We start from the raw sequence: 19,677 nt of genomic DNA, 5'->3' as shown, positions 1-19,677 counted from the left end.
AGCGCTCAAAGCGCTCCTTTTTCATTCTGTTTATATAAAAAACGCAGCTGATAATAATCAGCTGCGTTTGATATTATACGATAAAATCGTTAAGAGTCTTGCTCTTATCAGCATTTGATGTACTCTGATAAGCATAGTAGCTGAGAACATTTGAAGCGTCAACTGCATTTATCTTGCCGTTGCCGTCAACATCAGCCGCAGCCTCTGCCTCTGCTGAAAGGCCTGTAGGCTTGCTTGTTGCAACGTTTGCATAAGCTGAAAGTATCTCAGAAGCGTCAACTGCATTTATCTTGCCGTCGTTGTTTACATCGCCGAGAAGTCTGTCGGAAACGTTTACACGAAGCTCCTTGCAGTTAAGCTTGTACTTTTCGCTGTCAGGAACGTACTCAGGATTATCGCCTGTACGGTATGTTACATAAGTAAAATCCTGATTCTTGTTATAAATAATTATATCATAGCTGCCTGCAGCTGACTTGTCTACAGCAGCCTCAAATGTAGCCAGCGGATATGAATCGCTCTTCTCACCGGCAAGCTGTAATGGCTTTAATTTACCGTCTGTAGGCACATTAGCGTCACAGTAAAGAGCTGATAATACCTTGACTCCGTCTGACTTTGTCTTTTCGGAAGTAATCGTATCGTTAGTATAGCTCTTATATGGCTTTGTCTGAGGATCCTTTACATTCTGAAGAGTAAGTCCCTGCTTTTCACAAGCCCATTTTACACATACCCAGCCGGCACCTGCATTTTTATCGCTAAGATATACCTCAGCAGGAATAACTGCGCCGTTAGCGTCAGCAGCCTTCTTGTTTACGTATAAATTACCGCTTGAAAGCACCTCTACGCCCTTTGTCTCTTTTGTCTTGAAGTAGACTGTCGGAGCTGAACTGTCAGCAGCATTAGCGCTGAACGAAGCAGCCATACCTACAGTAAGAGCTAATGCAGAAATAATTGATACAACCTTTTTCATATAAAATACTCCTTTCACAGCAGCTCAGCCATGCGCAGAACTATTTCCGCAACACGCTTAGCAGCTATTTTTTCAAATTCGTCAAATGACATTGCTCCCTCGTCGTCTGCATTATCAGATATACAGCGCACACTAACAAACGGAAGCTCATTGAGATAACAGCAGTGTCCAACTGCGGCACTCTCCATATCAACGGCATATGGATCAAACTTTTCCTGAATAGCCTTTTTCACCTCATTGCTTGAGATGAATGCCTCTCCTGAAACGATACGTCCTCTGAAGGACTTCACCTCAAACTCGCCGCAAACCTTCTCTGCTATATCCATAAGCCCGCCATCAGCCTTGAATATTCCGCAGTAGGGCGGATAGTCCTTTAAGAAGTGAAGATCGAGATCGTGAGGAAGCACCTCTGTGGAAATAACAATGTCACAGACCTTTACTGCACTGTTCATTCCGCCTGCGATACCAGTATTTATCACACAGTCAGGGTGAAAATTATCGATCATAACCTGTGTACAAACTGCTGCATTTACCTTTGCGATACCGCAGCAGGCATTGATAACAGTTTTGCCGTTTCTATCATTGATGTAAAAATCAAAGCCCGAGATACGCTTTACCTCGCCCTTGCCGAGAATAGCTCTTATATCAGCCAGCTCAGAAGGCATTGCTCCGATGATAGCGATAGTATTCATAAAATCACTCCATTAAAAATATTACATAGTCATTATATCATATAAATGTTAATAAATCAAGTATAAATAATTGTTATTATTGTTCGCTGCAATAAACATTTATTATATGTATCTTCAGGCGATAATAAATTACCATAAAAAAACAGACCATACCATAATAAACAAATGGCATGGTCTATCTTTTTTTGCGGAATTTCGGCATTATCCTCTTTTTATAAAGATTATGCATGAAGTCAAGGTCTATATCGTACACAAGGAATATCAGATTGGTAATACCAAGCAGTATGTAAGCTCCGTATTTTCCGAAATCGTTGAATTCCTCCAGCATATCTTCAATTCCTAATATATATACCGTCACATAGAAATAGCCTATAATGCAGACGTTGCAGATAAAAAGCTTTATAAGCAGTCTTATAATGCGAAGCGGTATCTTCTGTATATAGAACCTCAATATGGGATAGTGTCCGAACAGCATTATAAATATTAACGCCGCTTCCTTGTCAAAGGTTATAAAAAGCGACAGCAGGCTGACTGCGATATACGTCAGAAAAGCCCATGCTGTGTTTACCTCCACAGCTATTATCATGAGCAGTATGCCTGCTATCCCGGGAAGCAGCAGATAAAGCGCAGGAAGAACTCCCGCAAGGAACATTGTAACGAGACAAAGTGCGGAAACTATGCCTCCCAGCGCTACTCTGTAGCTGATATCTCTCATTATTTAAGAGCCTTTTCCTTTCCGTCAGATGTCTTTTTGGCACTCTGGATATTGTATACTATCGCAGACAGCATCTTTTGCGGAACAAATCTCTGAGCAACAGTTCCAAGCTTTACAAAAAGCCCCGGAACTGCAAAAAGCTTGCCGCTGAACGCCTTATCCAGTGCAAATTCCGCTGCATAATCAGGAGTTATCGGCTTTACTGAAAAGCTTACGCCTGCACGGTTATTGAAATTAGTATCAACAGGTCCCGGGCAGAGCACTGTTATCTTTACATTTGAATGGTCTCTGCGGAGCTCCTCCCAGATAGCGACCGAGAGCTTCAAAACGTAGTTCTTAGAGCCGTAATACGCCGCCATAAGAGGTCCTGCCATAAAGCCTGCGGCAGAAGCAACATTGAGTATGGTTCCGTGGTCTTTTTTCTTGAAATCGCGCAGAAAAAGCTTAGTCAGGATATGAAGCGCCGTGATATTTACGTTTATCATATTTACTTCGTCATCAAGGTCTGTATCCTCGAACTTGCCGAAAAGTCCGTATCCTGCGTTATTTATGAGCATATCCACATCTTTGCCTTTACAAAACTCATAAACCTTGAAAACGTCCTCTTTTTTTGCAAGGTCGGCAGCGATTATCTCGATATTTCCGCCGAGAGATTCCTGTAATTCCTTAAGCCTTTTCTCATTTCTACCCGTCAGGATAAGCGACCAGCCTCTTTTGGCAAGCTTAGCCGCAAAGCTCTGTCCGATACCTGATGTAGCGCCTGTTATCAATGCTTTCATAACTTTCATTTCCTTTCGATGATCTTTTCAAGAGTTTTTCTGTCGCCTAAATTTTCAATGCCGAATAAAAACAATGTCTGTCCATAATCGTTGATGTTGAGATGATCCGAAATGCTGCCTTTCATATCTTTCGGAGAAACAACAGCTATCTCGCTGTAATGCTGAACAAGGAACGGTATGAAGCAGTCTGCATAGCTGTCCTTGATGACAAGAAGCTTCTTATCCGTGTTTGCAGAGGTATATATCCTCATAAAAGGGACTGACTCGCCAAGATACATCGAGTACATATCGTTTGAAGCAAGTCTGCTTCTGTCATAGAGTCTTCCCTCGAATTTACTCCCGTCGTCACGAGTACAAACACAGGTCAGCACCTCCGCGCCCTCGGGATATTCATATATGTCGATGATATCCGCCTCGGGCTTTTTTGAGATAGTCCTGTTATAAAGATTCCCTCTGAACTCATCGGTAACGTGCTCTACTGCGTATTTATCATAGGATATAGGCTGAAAACCAAGCTTCTTAACTACCGTTTTATATACACAGTATGCCCCGTAGCTCGTCCATTTAGTATCATTGCGATAATAAATATAGTTATCCTTGAGCATTTTCAGAATATTATAAGCGTCTATCTTCCTTATATCAGTGTCAAGAAAATCATAAAATGCAGATATCTGCTGGCTGTCGGAGCGATTATCGATATATACAGGGAGAGTATCACCATATATTCCTGAAGAAGTGGGTATAGCTGCAAAATACACAGTTCCGTCGTAATTCTCCGCATACCTGCTGAAAATATCAGCATTTACGGATATAGGAACTCTGTGTGAGGCGTCAACGTCAAGAAGCCTTTCGTTTCCCACATAAACGCCGTTGACTATGCTCTCGGAAAGCTCTGTCTGCATAGCAGTTTTCGCTGAAAGCCACTGGCTTCGTCCCGCAAAATGATCTGTCATATACGTACCGAGTTCTTTTGAAGTGTCACCGTTATAAAGCTTTTCAGCCGTTATCTTCGGAAGCTTTGCCAGTCTCCTGTTTTCGGTATAAGAGACCTCCGACTTATTCCCGAAAACTGTAGCCGCGCCGAAAAAAGTAATGAACGCAAGAGTAACAGCAGCTGTTATCTTATTCGCTATCTTAGGCATATTCTCCCCCCTTACAGTTTCATGATAAGCATTTCAGAGCTGCCGCTGTAGGACAGAAGTGCCGTGCAGATAATAAGTGCAGCAAGCACCACCAGCGTCGAAACAGCATTGATAACAGCCTTTACCTTCTTTTTGCCCGAACGAGTCATAAGATTTCGGAAAAGGTCCGAGGCGGCATATATAGCCGCAAGCAGCATGACTATATATGACTTAAGCAGATAAAATGCCTGTGAATCAGCTATTACTCCGTTTCCGCTAAGCATTGCAAGCAGATATCTTCCCGAATATGAGGGATTGCTGCCTGCAAGGAAAACAGAGCAGATAATTATAACAAAGGCGGTATAAATAATACCCGTGATATTCATTATCTTTCTCTTGGCAATACGGCGCTCAATAATAACGGCTGTTCCTATGAGCAAGCCCCATAAAGCGCCGTTTACGCTGAATGTGTACCAAATACCAAACAGAGTCCAGCCGAATATGAAGATAAGCTCCTTTATCCACCTTTGTCCGCAAACGCCGTATAACGGCTTGGTGACGTATCTTCTCAGCCACTGTATCACCTGAGACTGCCACCTTGCCGCAAAATACTTTATCTTTGTGCTGACAAGAGGATAGTTGAAGCTCTGAGGCATACGATAGCCGAAGCAGTAGGCTATACCTGTGCCCATATCAGCAAAGCCTGAAAGATTAAAATAAAGACACAGCACAAAGCCTGTTATTCCAAGCCATGCGGTAACAGCCGAAAGCTCCTTTACATTCTGGCTCTGAACAGCTGTATAGAGCATATACAGATCATCGGCAACAATGACCTTTTTCGCAAGACCTTTCACAAAAAGAGTCATTCCTATGCCGATATTTGCAGGTGTTTCCCTGCGGTTGTCAAGTATTCTCCTGAAAACTCCGTACCGCAGAAGAGGTCCCATGATAAGCCTTGGAAAGAACATAAAATACAGCGAAAAGCGAACTATGTTCTTTTCAGCTTTTATCCTGCCTTTGTAAATGTCAATGAGAGTGCCTACTGCCGCAAGGCTGAAAAATGATATTCCAACAGGAAAAAAGCCCTCGGGAGCTTTGATCAGCCTGTACAGCCAATCAAAATATTCAGTGCGGAACACTATCAGAGCTGCAAGGTCGATTATAATACCGACCGTAAGCGGTACCGCCGCTGCCTTTTCATTTTTTCTCAGGCGGCTGATAAGATGTGAAAAGCCATAATTCAGCGCAGTAAATGCAAGTATGAATATCAGGAAGTACAGGCTTATCATACCGCAAAAGACTATGCTCAGAAAAAGCAGCGTCAGCTCACGAAGCTTCTTCGGCGTTATATAAAAAAGCAGTACAGAAACGGGCAGAAACCCGTATATGAACAGCAAGCTGCTATATACCATTATTTTCTCCCTTCAATTCACTCATTACCTGCGCAAGCTCTGCGCTGTCCATCATGGTGCAAAGAACTTCAATGAGCGCACCTGCTGAAAGCTGTCTCGGCAGTCCCAGATGAAGCTGTAATTTCTCGCGGAGTTCGCGGCTGTTCTCACCGCCGCTGAGTCCGAGCTCATATAATGTAAGCTTAGTTATATCAGAACGTTTTCCGCTTTTTGAAGCCGTGATACCGGACTTTTCAAAAGCTGCAAGAAGAGTCTGTACGTCGATGCCCTCAACGCCGAGCTTTCCCTCGGCTGAGGGCTTTACTTTGCGTTTTTCCTTGCCGAAAACATCGGGGATATAGACATTGGTTATCTTTCCGCCGCCTACAGCGCCCTTTATATAGCCGCGTATGCGCCTGCCTGCCGCATCGGAGTCCGTAAGAATGATTATTCCCGTTTTTTTAGCGTAGTAACGGATAAGTTCAAGCTTCTCGGTATCCTTGAATATGCCGAAGCCGTTAGTGATTATGATAACAGCGTCAACAATGGAGGAAAGCTTTATCTTGTCATATTTACCTTCAACGATTATAGCTTCATCTATTTTTATCATTATCTCACCCGTTAATTCTTAGTCATCAGCATTTTTGTAACGGTCTGCTCAAGTATGGTCTTTTCGTCTCCGCCGCCTGAATTCAGCGTTATATTAGTGTCACGAAGTATCTTTATGCACTCCCTGAGCCTGCGTATACTCATACGTGAGCTGTCGCGGAACGCATTTTTCACCTTGAACTCCCAGACATAAGCGAAATCCTCTTTAACGTCCATGACCTGCTTTCCGCGCTGTCTCGCGCAGGCGGCGCGGTACATATCTATAAACGAACCCGTAATATTGGCAAGGACAGCTACCCTGTTTTCCTTATCCTGCATGAGCTCGTCAAGAGCCTCGAATGCAGACCTTTTGTTGAAAGCCGCAACAGCGTCGGCAAGCTTGAAAAAGGTAACGTTGCTCTGTCTGTGAACGAGATTTTGCAGTACCTCAGAGGTTATCTCGCCGCTGCCAACATAGGAGCAGAGCTTGTCTATCTCATTTTTGATAGTAAGAGTGTCCGACTGACACATTTCCGCAAGCTCACGGGCTCTGTCAAGGGAGATAAGAGCTCCTCGGGCAGAAACACTTGCTGCTATCTCCTTTGCAAGCTCATTCTCTGACTTTATGGGACACTCAACAAGCTCTCCAACCTTTGCAGCAAGGTCGGAAAGCTTCTTGTTTTTGTCCTTAATGATACTTTTTCCTGTTTTGTAATCGGTTTTTACCGATATCTCAAAGCCTGTGACATTGAATATAACAACAGTCTGCTCAGGTATATCCTTAAGTACTTCTACAAGCTTTTTATTTAGGTCCTCGGCTCGGAGTCCTGCCATATTTTCACGTGGCTTCTCGCAGTTATAGTCGTTTATGAGGATACAGTTGTATTCAGACATCATGGGCATCATCTGTATCATGTCATAAAGCTCCGAAGTATCAAGATAACGCCCGTCAAGCTTATTAAGAGCAAAATCCTCATTGTCACCCACGGCAGCCTTGATTATCTGCTTAGTGAGCTTTTCAACTTCGGGAATGTTCTTTCCGAAGATATAATACAGATTTTTCAGATCGCCTTTTTTAAGCTCCGCCTTTACAGTTTTAGGATCAGTCTGTGGCATTACAGCCTCCTTATATTACAGCCGCCAGAATCTGACAGCACTATCTCAAAATTATTTCCGTCTGCAAGATATATCACAGAATCATTGCTTCTATCGGCATTTTCAGGAACATTTCCGTACATAACAGTAATACTGTCATTCGATATCTCGCCGCCTTTAGCAGAAGTAATGACTGCCTTTTTATCGCCGCTTCTTACAGTCACTGTACCGCCGCTGTACTCAGCAGAAAAGCTGCCCTCATCAATAACGACGCTGTTATCACCAAAATAAGTGATGCCGAAGTCTTCTGAACTTACATCACCGCCAGAAGCAAGCCATTTTCCTGTATCAACGAATTCCAGCTCATACAGATAGCTCGCATAGGAGGACTGGACTTTATTGGTAAGAACAGTGTTCTGCACAGAGCTTATCCCGTTTCGTGCAAGGTACTTCCTCACATATCGAGCAGACTTGTAATGTCCGCTGAGGTCGATGATATCGGTGCTTCCGCCGCCGCATACAACTACAGCCGCATTACTGCCATTTCCAAGGACTGCGATAGTCGTACGACTGTCCCTCTGTATACGAATAATGCCTGCGCCAACAAACATGAATACAACAGCTGCCGCAATAGTGCAGCATATATACTTTCTCTTGCCGAAAAGAACCGCTGTTATTGCAGTAACAACTATAAATAGCAGAAGCCCCAGTACAAGCTCTTTACTGTCGCAGGAAAAATGAGTAAATCTTATTCTTGCGGCAATATCGGATATCCTCAGCACAAATTCGTTGATATACTTTGAAATGAACAGAAGATCAACGATTCCTCCTGTGAGAGCATAGATAAGACCGATTATCATAGATATTGAGCAAAGCGGAATTATGAAAATGTTTGTTATCGGCGAAATAAGAGATGTCTCGTCAAAGAACAGCAGCGAAAACGGAAATACGCACAGAGAAGTACAAAGCATTACAGCGCAGTTCCTGATAAATCTCTGATAAAGATGTTCATCAGGCATATCCTTAGTCATGTACTGTGCAAATACGCCGATACCGAATGTGCCTGCAACAGACAGTATAAAGCCCTCGTCATAGACAGCATATGGCTGAAAAATACATATCAGAAAAACAGCTGCTGCCAGTGAATTGAATGTATCATTCTGCCGTCGGAAAAGTCTTGCGGCGTAGAAAAAGTTCATCATTATGGCTGCTCTTATGGCTGACACGGGATAATTCGCCATGGCAGCAACAAACAAGATAAGGCACTCCATTAACGCAAATGAAGCATATTTATTGACTCGCAGCCGTTTCAGCAGCCACATAAGCACAAACACAGCGACCGAAACATGAAGTCCCGAGACTGCAAGCATGTGACCGATACCGCAGCGATAGACTGACGCTTTAACGTTGTCGTCCATGCCGCGCTTTTCGCCGAATACCATTCCTGCAAGCAGGTCTCCGCTGTCCTTTCCAAGGTTCAGCCGAAACGCTGATATCATGTCCTCTCTGTAACGTTCAATGGCTTTTCCGAGCTTTCTTGCATTTCTGTGTTCAACGCTGATGTCCTTGGCATTTTGCAAGGTCAGAAATATCCCGTCAGACTTGTAATATTTCTCACCGTCGAAAAGATAGTCCGACTTGGGTATCTGAAAAGTACAGCTGCCGATATCAAGGATATCGCCCTTTTCAGCTCCCAGCGAAGCCGAATAATATGTGACTTTAGCTTTTATACTGCCGTTTATCCTGCCGTTGAGCGTATATGAAGCATTCTCTCCGCTGTAATACTGAACGTCAGTGACCTTGCCGACAAAACTGCCCGAACTGCCGTTCATAGCAACAACAGGCTTGTATCTTACAGCCGTATATACGGAGAAAACTCCCCCAGAAGCTGCAAAGAATAATGCCATAAGTGCAATATCTTTCCGCTTAAAGCCAAATCGTATCCCAACTATACAAGCTGCGGCAATAATCAGTAAAAATATTATCAGTATAGCAGGATCTGTAAAAAATGAAGCGAAAAACAATCCCGCCATATACGCTGCCGCAGCTCCAATCATTTTTCGCTTCATAATCTATTCCTTATTTAAAGAAAAGAGGCAGCTTCTCTAAGAAGCAGATATCTTTTCTGTCCGCAGCGTCGCCCTCTGCAAGCACCGCAGATCTGCCCGATATTATACCGCCTGCCGCGTGTACAAGCTCCTCAAGAGCGCGAAGTGACTCGCCTGTGCTGATAACGTCGTCAACGATAAGCACCTTTTTGCCCTTGAGCATTGCTGCTTTTTCCTGTGAGAGGTAAAGCGTCTGCTCAGCAGCAGTTGTTATGGACTTGACGCTTACTGAAATAGGCTCGGTCATATAGAGCTTTACAGACTTTCTTGCAACAACATAGCGCTTGCTGCTCTGTCTTGCCATTTCGTAAGCAAGCGGTATGCCCTTTGACTCGGCAGTGAGGATAATATCGAAATACGGAGACTTTCCAAGAAGCTGTTCAGCAGCCTTTACGGTAAGCTCAACATCTGAGAACATAACGAAAGCCGCAATATCTATCTTATCATTGAGCGGACAGATAGGAAGCTCCCTTTCAAGCCCGGCAATAGTCATTTTATATGTATTAGCCATAGCTGCCTCCTTATTCTGTCTTGCCCAGAGACTCAGGTCCCCAGCCCATTTTTACGCCTGCAAGCATATGGAAGTGCAGGTGCTTAACAGTCTGACCGGCATCATCGCCACAGTTATTTATGATACGGTAGCTCTCGATACCCTCAGCCTTTGCAATTTTTGCAGCAGCCTCGAATACCTTTGCTACAGCATTTGAGTTTTCCTCAGTTATCTCGTTTGCGCAGGAGATATGTACCTTTGGAATGATGAGATAGTGAACGGGTGCGATAGGAGCGATGTCCTTGAATGCGAATACGAATTCGTCCTCGTATACCTTTGTGCTTGGTATCTCGCCGTCGATGATCTTACAGAATAAACAGTCCATATTGATTCTCCTTTATCATTTATTACGTGGGCGGCATAGCCGCCCGTTATATTACTTAATTGTATCGGCAACTACGTCTGCAAACTTAGCCATTGCCTCGTCTATCTTGGCAATGTCGCCTGCACCTGCCATAGCACCGTCGGGCTTTCCGCCGCCCTTACCGCCTGTTACGGCAGCTATCTCGCGGACTATCTTGCCAGCGTTAGCGCCCTTGGCAACAGCGTCCTTTGTACATACGCAGTAGAATGTACCCTTTTCACCAATTGTGCCTGCAAAGAGAGCAATGATCGCCTCTTCCTTGTCCTTTACACTGTCACCCAGCTTTCTGAGTGCGTCTGGAGCAGAGCCGTCCATACGTGCGGAAACTATCTTGATACCGCCGACTTCCTTAGCATTGTCAAAGAGGGCAGCTGTCTTGGAGTTTGCGATCTGCTGTGTAAGGCTCTCTATCTTCTTGTCCTTCTCCTTTGACTCAGCTGCAATAGCTGCGCACTTTTCTGGAAGCTCGCTTACATTTGCAAGCTTGAGAGCCTTTGCAGAGCGGAGGATAGTATCCTTGAAGCCGTTCATAAGCTCAAGAACGCCTGCGCCTGTAACAGCCTCGATACGTCTTACGCCTGCTGCAACAGAGCTCTCGGAAACTATCTTGAAAAGTCCTATCTGTGCTGTATTTGAAAGATGTGTACCTCCGCAGAACTCAATAGAAGGACCTGCGGTAACAACTCTTACTGTATTGCCGTACTTCTCACCGAAGAGAGCCATAGCACCGAGCTTTCGAGCCTCTTCGATAGGCATTTCCTGCATTGTAACAGGCATATTGCTGAAAATATAGCCGTTTACGATATCCTCAACCCTTGCTATCTCCTCGTCGGTCATAGCACTGAAGTGGTTGAAGTCAAAACGGCAAGCCTTTTCGTTTACAAGCTGACCAGCCTGATGAACGTGGTCGCCGAGAACCTGTCTCAGAGCATTCTGGAGAAGATGTGCTGTGGTATGATTGCGCATGATAGACATTCTTCTGTCCTTTTCAATCTGGGCAAGGACCTTGTCACCCTTGGAGATACTTCCCTGCTCAACTGTAGCAACGTGGAGGAAATGTCCCTCAGACTTGATAGTATCGTCAACAGAAGCGATATTAGCTCCGTTGAGCAGCATACCTGTATCGCCTACCTGTCCGCCGCTCTCAGCGTAGAAAGGTGTAACATCGAGAACGATAACAACATCGTCGCCCTCAACAGCAGTCTCTATCTCATTGCCGTTCTTGTAAATAGCAAGGACTTCTGCGCCGTCAGCCTCAAATGAAGTATAACCTGTGAATACAGTTGCAGGAGCGTCTACCTTTATGCTGTTGTCAGCCCATGATGAGCCTGCCTTTGCAGCGTGGTCAGCCTTGGCTCTTGCTCTCTGCTCCTTTGCCAGCTCTGTGAAGCGGTCGCGGTCTACTGTATAGCCCTTTTCCTCACAAATCTCCTCTGTAAGATCAATCGGGAAACCATATGTATCGGAAAGCTTGAATGCGTCGTCGCCTGAGAGGACTTTGCCGCCCTCAGCAGCAAGCTTGTCTGTGAACTGATTGAGGAGCTCTGTACCCTTGTCGATTGTCTTAGCGAAGGCTTCTTCCTCAACGCCGATTATCTTCTTGATGTAGTCGCGCTTTTCACCAAGCTCTGGGTAAGCATTTGCGTTCTCATTGATAACTGTATCGCATACCTCTGTGAGGAATGGTCTTGTAACGCCTAAGAGTCTGCCGTGACGGGCAGCTCTTCTCAGCAGACGGCGGAGAACATATCCGCGTCCTTCGTTTGAAGGAAGGATACCGTCGCCTACCATGAAAGTAGTGCTTCTGATGTGGTCTGTAATAACACGGAGAGAAACGTCCTTCTTGGCGTCCTTCTTGTACTCGATGCCAGCTATCTTTGAGATATGCTTCATTATGTTCTGAACAGTATCTACCTCGAAGATATTGTCAACGCCCTGCATAACACAAGCAAGTCTCTCAAGTCCCATACCTGTGTCGATGTTCTTGTTCTTCATTTCAGCGTAGTGACCTTCGCCGTCGCTGTCGAATTGGCTGAATACGAGGTTCCATATCTCGATGACTCTGTCGCAGTCGCTTGCCTGCTCGAAGCTCTCGAAAGGACCGTAAGCCTCGCCGCGGTCAAAGTGTATCTCTGAACATGGACCGCATGGACCTGAGCCGTGCTCCCAGAAGTTGTCCTTCTTGCCGAGACGGATAATTCTGTCATGAGGGATACCGATGTGGTTCTCCCATATCTGCTCTGCTTCGTCATCGCTCTCGAAAATAGTTATCCAGAGCTTCTCGGCAGGGATAGCAAGAGTCTTTGTAAGGAACTCCCAAGCCCACTCGATAGCCTCAGTCTTGAAGTAATCACCAAATGAGAAGTTACCCAGCATCTCGAAGTATGTACCGTGACGTGCTGTCTTACCAACACTTTCGATATCAGGAGTTCTGATACACTTCTGACAGGTCGTCACTCTCTTGTTTGGAGGAGTAGCCTGTCCCAGGAAGAACTTTTTAAGAGGAGCCATACCTGAATTGATAAGGAGAAGGCTCTTGTCTCCCTGAGGAACGAGAGAGGCGCTTGCCATTCTCGTATGGTTCTTGCTCTCGAAGAACGAAAGATACTTTTCACGTAGATCGTTAAGACCTGTCCACTGCATAAATATATCTCCTTTAATAAAAATATAAAACTTAGCAATACAAAAAAAGCCCCGCCGCCAAATGGGACGAAGGCTCTCGTGGTACCACCCAAATTTGAGAAAACCGCTGTTTTCTCCTCATACATCTTTAACGCAGAATTACGCCCTTGTTTCCAAGGGTAGCTCGGGGGGAGCACCTGCCCTGCGGATAAAGGCTCGCACCAAACGCCTTTTCTCTGAGCTCCGCATACAGACAGTCAATCCCGTCAACGCTATACATTTAATATTATAGCGCTGTTTCCTTAAAAAGTCAATGGGTTTATAAATTTTTCTGAAAAAAAGCCCAATTAAGTGGCTTTTTTACTGTTAAGCTCCTTTATTTTCTCCGCAATTTCGCGAAAAACAGGTGCTGCGGCGTCATTTCCGTAGCCGCCGTCCTCAATGAGAACTGTTACCGCATACTTAGGCTGTCTTGCAGGAAAAAAGCCCGTTATCCACGCATGGCAGAGCTCCTCGCCCTTTTCGTCGTATTTTCCCGTCTGAGCCGTGGAGGTCTTTGCTCCTGCGCTTATCTTTCGGCTTTTTGCCTTTGAACGCTCGTTATCGCGCACTGCAAGTATCATCATCTGCCGAAGCTCTTTAGCAGTTTCCTCACTCATTACCTTTGAAAGCTGAGGATTTTTTTCGTCGCCTATCTCCGTCCCGTCGGCAGTAAGTCCTCTTATAAGTCTCAGTACAGGCATTTCTCCGTTATTTGCAATTGCGCAGGTAAGCTGAGTTATCTGTAACGGAGTTGCCGTAAGCTTGCCCTGTCCGAATGCAAAATTTGCCAGCTCAGCAGGAACGCTGAGCTCCTTTTCTGTGGGCAGTACTCCACCTGAGCCTGTTATGCCTGCGCAGAGGTAGTTTTCCTTGCCGAAGCCAAGATATGTCGCCATTTGCCTGTATTTTTTCATATCAAGACATCGGCTCAGACTGATGAAATATGTGTTGCAGGAGTTTGTCATAGCCTCTGACATATTCTGCAAGCCGTGACCGTCAAGCTTATGGCAGTTGAACAGCTTTCCGTCTACGTCGATACTTCCGCCGCAATCGTACATATATCCGCCGAGCCCCTGCTCCAGCGCGGAAGAAGCCGTTACAAGCTTGAATACCGAGCCAACGCTGTAGGAATACAAGGCACGGTCAATTAGCGGACATCTCTCGTCGCTTAAGGCTTCAGCTATATTATCGGGCTCATAACTTGGAAAGCTCGCCATTGCAAGAATATCACCCGTTTTAATATCTGCGCAGACGATAGCTCCCTTTTCGATATTTCTGCCGCTTTTCTCGCATATCTCCTGTATATCCCTGTCAAGAGTGAGCACAACTCCGCTTTTGTACGCCTTTGTACGGAATACCTCTTTTCCGTCGCCTATCATTATGTTTCCAAAGCCGTCCACAGTATAGGTAACGCTGTTCTCGGAGAATCTGTTCCGCAGTATGGAATCATAGGCGTACTCTATTCCGTCAACGCCTTTATTATCCGATAAATAGCCAATTACATGGCGAGCAGTCTGTTTTTCGGAGTAACGGACAGGGACTTCAAATACTGTCAGTCCCTCGCTTTCAAGAGCATTATCGGTACAGGTAAAAACAAATGGCTCCCCCTTTTCAAAATCACGGTAGAACTGCTCCTTATCCTCGGCATAACGCGCCGTATCCTCACGGTTGAGAGCCGAGGGAACAGCAGCTGCCATATGCTTGGTTTCAGCATTTGTAAGGGGCTTCATATTCCTGTCGTAAATCGTCCCCTGACACTCTCCTACCTCTAAAGTCATCTTGCTGCTGAAATCCGCCGCAGGGATATCCTGTGAATAAAAGGCAAGCCTGTAATAATTGCCCACAAGCAGAGTAAATGATAGAAAAAATATCGCCGTAAGTATCAGAACTCCGTGTTCTCCGCGTTTTCTGACCATAATATCACCTCAAAGGTGAGTATTGTCAGTACACGAAATAATATGCAAAAAGCCGCAGATAAGTATCTGCGGCTTTTAAATTATTCAAGTATTACCGTAAACGGTCCGTCATTAAGGAGTTCAACTTTCATATCAGCGCCGAACTCCCCTGTTTCAACGTGCTTGCCCTTGCTGCGGAGATACTCCACGAAATATTCATACAGTGCATTCGCTTTTTCAGGCTTTGCCGCCTGTATGAAATTCGGTCTGTTGCCCTTGCGGCAGTCCGCATACAGCGTAAACTGCGGAACCACAAGAAGCTGTCCGCCCACGCTGTCAAGGTCAAGGTTTATCTTGTCATTCTCGTCAGAGAAGATACGAAGTCCCGATATCTTGTCCGCAAGTCTGCGGCAGTCATCCTCGGTATCTTCATGTCCAACGCCGAAAAGCAGCAGGAATCCTGTACCTATTTCGCCGATGATATTTCCGTCTACCTTTACACTTGCAGAGGTTACTCGCTGTAAAACTATCCTCATTTATGCCTACTTTCTGACAATATCCATACCGAACGGCTTCAAGGTAAGAGTTTCTCTTTCGCCGCCGTCGATAATGCTGTACATTGCCTTTGGAAGTGTTATATCAGCTTCTTCCTCCGAATTATTGAAGAAAAAGATATAATCGTCAAGTCCGTTTGTCCTTGTAGTTACCTCAACGCCTCTTGGCAGGTCTTTAAGGCGAGGTATACCTGTCTGTTTCATGATATTGCCTGCAAAGCTTTCGTAGAAGTCCATATTGCAGATTGTACCCACGTAGTATGTGACGCCGCTGCAATAGCGGTTCATAGTTACCGCTGCACTGCCTGCATAGAAGCTGTCCTTGTACTCAGCGTAGGCACGGGCTGTAGTGACCTCAAGTATATCGCACCACTGGCGGCAGGTGAACTTATTTCCTGCGAAGTCCGCAATGGTCTGCTCGGTATTGCCGATAGGATCGTACTCCTTGACTTCCGCGCCTATCATCTCGCGGTATACTGTGGGGAGCGGCTCCATAATGCAGTTGTTGCACTGGTCCTTGACGCCGCTGCGGTTTGTCATTATAAGCGTACCGCCCTTTATTACATAACGGTAGATATTCTCGGCAGAAGCCTTGTCGTAAACATACATTGCAGGTGCAACTACTGCCTTGTACTTGGAAAGGTCGGCTGTTGGAGATATGATATCCACATTTGTGCCGTAGCGTGTAAAGGCTGCGTGGAAATATCTCAGCTGTTCAAGATAATTGAAGCCCTCGGTCTGGGGCTGTATCCTGAACGCCCAGTCGTTTTCAGGTGAATAGAGTATGGCAACGTCGGAAACAAGCTCTGTAGTCTCGATAACGCTGAGCTTTGAAGCTTCTCTGCACAGTTCGGCAAATTCTTTAAAGCGCCGTGAAGGCACGTTGCTGTGGTCAAGAAGTCCGTGCCAGAACATCTCCGCGCCCTTATTGGCAGTTCTCCAGCGGAAATGCATGACAGTATCAGCTCCATGAGCCATTGCCTGCATAGCATAGCCCTTTATCTGTCCCGGCTTGGGAGTTGGTCCCATAGGAGCCCAGCTGCCTGTAGCACCGCTGAGCTGCTCCATTACCCAGAAATTACGCTGTTTAAGTCCGCGCATAAAATCAAGCTCAAAAGCATGGGAATTGGGATTATTGTCATCGCCTGATATGCGAACAGGCGGATAATTGTCGTATGATGTAAAATCAAGCATACTGAAAAGCTTGTAAAAATCGGGAGTATTCTCGCAGAAAAAGGTATTAGTTGTGACCTTTGCTCTTGGATTCTCACGCTTTATTATCTGAGCCATATCGCTTACGAACTTTACGGCTGTATCTGATGAAAAACGCGCGAAATCAAGGCAAAGGGCAGGATTCTGCCATGCTCTCGGATATGATGTGGGCGGCTTTATCTGTGCGATATCGCTGTATTCTCCGCTCCATACGCTGTTTCCGAAAGCGGCATTGATGTTTTCAAGAGTATCATACTTGTCTATGAGCCAGTCACGGAACAGTCCGCGGCAGGTCTCGCAGGTGCAGGGATAAGCCTCTATCTCGTTGTCTATCTGCCATGCGGCAATTGCAGGATTATTGGCATACCGCCTTGCAAGCTGCTCTGTGATACGCTTTGCGTAATACAGGAACATAGGCGCATTGAGACATCTGTGTCCTCTGATACCCGTCTGTATTCTTCTGCCGTCAGCGCCTACCTGTACGATATCGGGATAAGTCTCGTACATCCATAACGGCGGACAGCTTGTAGGTGTGCAGAGAACTATTCCTATGGCATGGCGCGAAAAAGTACTTATGGCTTCATCAAGCCACTGAAAGTCGAACTGACCGTCACGCGGTTCAAGCTTTGACCACGCAAACTCTCCGATACGGACAAGCTTTACGCCTATCTTCGCCATAAGGTCTGAGTCAGCCTTCCATAATGCCCTGTCCCACTGCTCGGGATAATAGTCAACGCCTATTTTCATAATATCCTCCTGTCAGTCTATGGAATACTCTATAAGTCCGCAGTTATCCATGAACCAGTTTGCAAACTGCTCTGTAGTCATGTCGTTGAAATATGTCTCAATAACGCGGCAAACTCCGCCGTGGCTTACTACAAGCACATTTTTGCCGCTGTAATTCTTTATGATGTCATCAAGTGCGGAGTAAACTCTGTGAGCAAGCTGCATGAGAGACTCGCCGCTTTTGCCCATACGCACGCCGAACTCGGTCTTATTCTCTGCAAAGCCCTCGGTAAATCTGCTTTTGCCCTCATAATAGCCGTAGTCCCACTCGCGAAGGCGCTCGTCAGTGACTATCTCCAGTCCGCAGCGCTCAGCAACCGCACGGGCTGTACGCTGTGCCCGCTTCATGGGAGAAGCAATGATAATATCAATGCAGTTCATATCGGCTATCTTCTCAGCCAGTATAAGAGCCTGCTTTTCACCTGTTTCATCAAGGTCAATATCCGTTGTCCCCATGATGATCTCCTGTTTGTTATATGAGGTCTGTCCATGCCTCGTTGAGAATATTTTCAATACGATTCCTCCGTTATATTTCAGAAGCCTTTTCTATCTCTGCACGGGCATTGTCCAGCATGAGCTCGCTTGGACTGTCACCGCCCATGATACGAGCTATCTCGGCAACTCTGCCATTCATATCAAGGTGCATTACATGAGTCTCGGTACGCTCTCCAACTATCTGCTTTTCAATGAGAAGGTGGTCGTCAGCCATGACAGCTATCTGTGAAAGATGGGTAACGCAGATGACCTGTCTCACCTTGCCTATCTCACGGAGCTTTATACCTATCTTCTGAGCAGCCTTGCCGCTTACGCCTGTGTCTATCTCGTCGAATATCATAGTCGGGATAGAATCCTTGTCGGCGATAACGCTTTTCAGCGCAAGCATTATACGTGAAAGCTCGCCGCCTGAAGCTATCTTTGATATGGGCTTAGGCTCCTCGCCCTTGTTGGCAGAGATTAGGAACTCAACACTGTCCATACCGTTTACTGTGAGCTTGCCCTTTTCGTGGCGTACTGCGATTATTACGCCCTCCATGTTAAGAAATTCAAGCTCTGCTGTGACGCGCTCGGTAAAACGCTTTGCAACGCTCTCGCGGTAGTCATAAAGCTTCTTTGCCTGCTCCGTAACTTTATGGAGAAGCTCATCGCGTTTCTCTGTAAGTGACTTTATCTCGTCCCCCGAGCTTTCAAGCTGCATGGACTCGCGGCAGGCATCATCGTACATTTTTATGAGTCCCTCGCAGTCGGTGGCATACTTGCGTTTCAGCTTGTTTATACTTCCAAGTCTTGTGCCGAGATATTCCAGACGCTGACCGTCCAGTTCAACTCTTTCGGCAAGTGATTCAAGCTCTGAGGCAATATCTGCAAGCTCTATCTCAGCCGCAGAAAGGCGCTCATACAGTGTATTTAGCTTTTCACTGTTTTCTGTATACTGGGCTATCTCAGTTTCAGCCGAAACAAGCATATCATTGGCAGCTTCTTCGCCTGTTATGGCGTTCACTGCGTTTTTAATGGCAATTATGGTCTTTTCGGAGTTCTTTGCAGTCTCATACTCCTTTTCAAGCTCCTCGTCCTCATTCTCGTGAAGCTCCAGCTCGCCGATATCGCTGATTATATCCTCAAGAAAACGGCTGCGCTCAACACGGGACTGCTCCAGCTTTTTCAGCTCACCGAGACGTCTTGCAGTATGCTGAAGCTCGCGGAAGGTCTCCCTGTACGCATTCAGCAAGGTATCATCGCCGCCGAAGCCGTCAAGTATCTGCAAATGCTTCTCACTGTCGAGAAGTATCTGGTTGTCGTGCTGACCGTGGATATTGATAAGCATTGAGCCTATCTCTTTAAGAAGAGCCGCTGCTGCCGTTCTGTTATTGATGCGTGAAACACTGCCTCCGTCGGCGCTTATCTCCCTTGTGACCGTTATCTCTCGGTCATCATGGGCAATGCCAAGCTCGTCAAGCTTTGTGCACACTTCATCGGAAAGCTCTGTAAAAAGCGCAGTTATAACTGCCTTATCGCAGCCAGTGCGAACTATGTCCTTGGTACAGCGCTGTCCGAGAACAGCATTTATACCGTTGATAAGTATGGACTTACCTGCTCCTGTTTCACCTGTAAAAATGTTCAGCCTGCTGCCCAGCGGTATCACCGCTTCTTTTATGACAGCAAGATTCTGTATGTATATCTCTTTTAACATTCTGAGAG

17 protein-coding genes and 1 other annotated feature are annotated in these 19,677 nt (G+C 45.8%); all 17 genes read right to left on the bottom strand.

Annotated features, from left to right (window positions below; genetic code table 11):
* Positions 1–73: 73 nt before the first annotated feature.
* On the bottom strand, positions 74–967 hold the full coding sequence (locus BT105_RS01540) for a dockerin type I domain-containing protein (RefSeq protein WP_072299080.1): 894 nt from the start codon (positions 965–967) through the stop codon (positions 74–76).
* 14 nt (positions 968–981) lie between these two features.
* The gene (locus BT105_RS01535) at positions 982–1,659 is read right to left on the bottom strand and encodes a 5'-methylthioadenosine/adenosylhomocysteine nucleosidase (protein ID WP_072299079.1); all 678 of its coding nucleotides are present in this window, start codon (positions 1,657–1,659) and stop codon (positions 982–984) included.
* Between the two features lie 175 nt (positions 1,660–1,834).
* Positions 1,835–2,374 (bottom strand): hypothetical protein, encoded by a 540-nt coding sequence (locus BT105_RS01530; RefSeq protein WP_072299078.1) that lies wholly within the window; start codon positions 2,372–2,374, stop codon positions 1,835–1,837.
* Entirely contained in the window at positions 2,374–3,153 is a 780-nt protein-coding gene (locus BT105_RS01525) for an SDR family NAD(P)-dependent oxidoreductase (RefSeq protein ID WP_072299077.1), read from the bottom strand. Before BT105_RS01525 ends, BT105_RS01530 begins: the two co-directional genes overlap by 1 nt.
* Positions 3,154–3,158: 5 nt before the next feature.
* Positions 3,159–4,295: a DHHW family protein gene (locus tag BT105_RS01520; RefSeq protein WP_072299076.1), complete on the bottom strand. Its 1,137-nt coding sequence runs from the start codon at positions 4,293–4,295 to the stop codon at positions 3,159–3,161.
* 11 nt (positions 4,296–4,306) lie between these two features.
* Positions 4,307–5,686: an MBOAT family O-acyltransferase gene (locus tag BT105_RS01515; RefSeq protein ID WP_072299075.1), complete on the bottom strand. Its 1,380-nt coding sequence runs from the start codon at positions 5,684–5,686 to the stop codon at positions 4,307–4,309.
* On the bottom strand, positions 5,676–6,275 hold the full coding sequence (locus BT105_RS01510) for a ribonuclease M5 (protein WP_072299074.1): 600 nt from the start codon (positions 6,273–6,275) through the stop codon (positions 5,676–5,678). Before BT105_RS01510 ends, BT105_RS01515 begins: the two co-directional genes overlap by 11 nt.
* A gap of 11 nt (positions 6,276–6,286) precedes the next feature.
* Positions 6,287–7,369, bottom strand: coding sequence for a DNA polymerase III subunit delta (gene holA, locus BT105_RS01505; RefSeq protein WP_072299073.1), 1,083 nt, complete (start codon positions 7,367–7,369; stop codon positions 6,287–6,289).
* Entirely contained in the window at positions 7,369–9,255 is a 1,887-nt protein-coding gene (locus BT105_RS01500; protein WP_177243904.1) for a ComEC/Rec2 family competence protein, read from the bottom strand. The genes holA and BT105_RS01500 overlap by 1 nt, the downstream gene beginning before the upstream one ends.
* 172 nt (positions 9,256–9,427) lie before the next feature.
* The gene (locus BT105_RS01495) at positions 9,428–9,967 is read right to left on the bottom strand and encodes a phosphoribosyltransferase family protein (protein ID WP_072299071.1); all 540 of its coding nucleotides are present in this window, start codon (positions 9,965–9,967) and stop codon (positions 9,428–9,430) included.
* A 10-nt stretch (positions 9,968–9,977) separates the two neighbouring features.
* Positions 9,978–10,331 carry a histidine triad nucleotide-binding protein gene (locus tag BT105_RS01490; RefSeq protein ID WP_028514903.1) on the bottom strand — a complete coding sequence of 118 codons (354 nt, stop codon included), beginning with the start codon at positions 10,329–10,331 and terminating at the stop codon, positions 9,978–9,980.
* A gap of 51 nt (positions 10,332–10,382) precedes the next feature.
* Positions 10,383–13,013 (bottom strand): alanine--tRNA ligase, encoded by a 2,631-nt coding sequence (gene alaS, locus BT105_RS01485; RefSeq protein ID WP_072299070.1) that lies wholly within the window; start codon positions 13,011–13,013, stop codon positions 10,383–10,385.
* Between the two features lie 59 nt (positions 13,014–13,072).
* Positions 13,073–13,271 (bottom strand) — a binding site (T-box leader).
* Positions 13,272–13,339: 68 nt separating this feature from the next.
* A complete protein-coding gene (locus tag BT105_RS01480; RefSeq protein ID WP_072299069.1) occupies positions 13,340–14,950 on the bottom strand; it encodes a peptidoglycan D,D-transpeptidase FtsI family protein in 1,611 nt (536 codons plus the stop codon).
* An 80-nt stretch (positions 14,951–15,030) separates the two neighbouring features.
* Positions 15,031–15,465, bottom strand: a complete 435-nt coding sequence (gene dtd, locus BT105_RS01475; protein ID WP_072299068.1) for a D-aminoacyl-tRNA deacylase — start codon at positions 15,463–15,465, stop codon at positions 15,031–15,033.
* A 6-nt stretch (positions 15,466–15,471) separates the two neighbouring features.
* On the bottom strand, positions 15,472–17,442 hold the full coding sequence (locus tag BT105_RS01470) for a beta-galactosidase (RefSeq protein ID WP_072299067.1): 1,971 nt from the start codon (positions 17,440–17,442) through the stop codon (positions 15,472–15,474).
* A gap of 12 nt (positions 17,443–17,454) precedes the next feature.
* Complete coding sequence (locus BT105_RS01465; protein WP_242940063.1) at positions 17,455–17,937, bottom strand: histidine phosphatase family protein; 483 nt, start codon at positions 17,935–17,937, stop codon at positions 17,455–17,457.
* Between the two features lie 70 nt (positions 17,938–18,007).
* Positions 18,008–19,669, bottom strand: a complete 1,662-nt coding sequence (recN, locus tag BT105_RS01460) for a DNA repair protein RecN (RefSeq protein ID WP_072299065.1) — start codon at positions 19,667–19,669, stop codon at positions 18,008–18,010.
* Between the last annotated feature and the right edge of the window lie 8 nt (positions 19,670–19,677).

This window comes from Ruminococcus flavefaciens (assembly GCF_900119075.1).
Lineage (GTDB): Bacteria > Bacillota > Clostridia > Oscillospirales > Ruminococcaceae > Ruminococcus > Ruminococcus flavefaciens_Q.
Note: the sequence above shows the minus strand (reverse complement) of the source record. Positions and strands in the feature narration are given on the sequence as shown.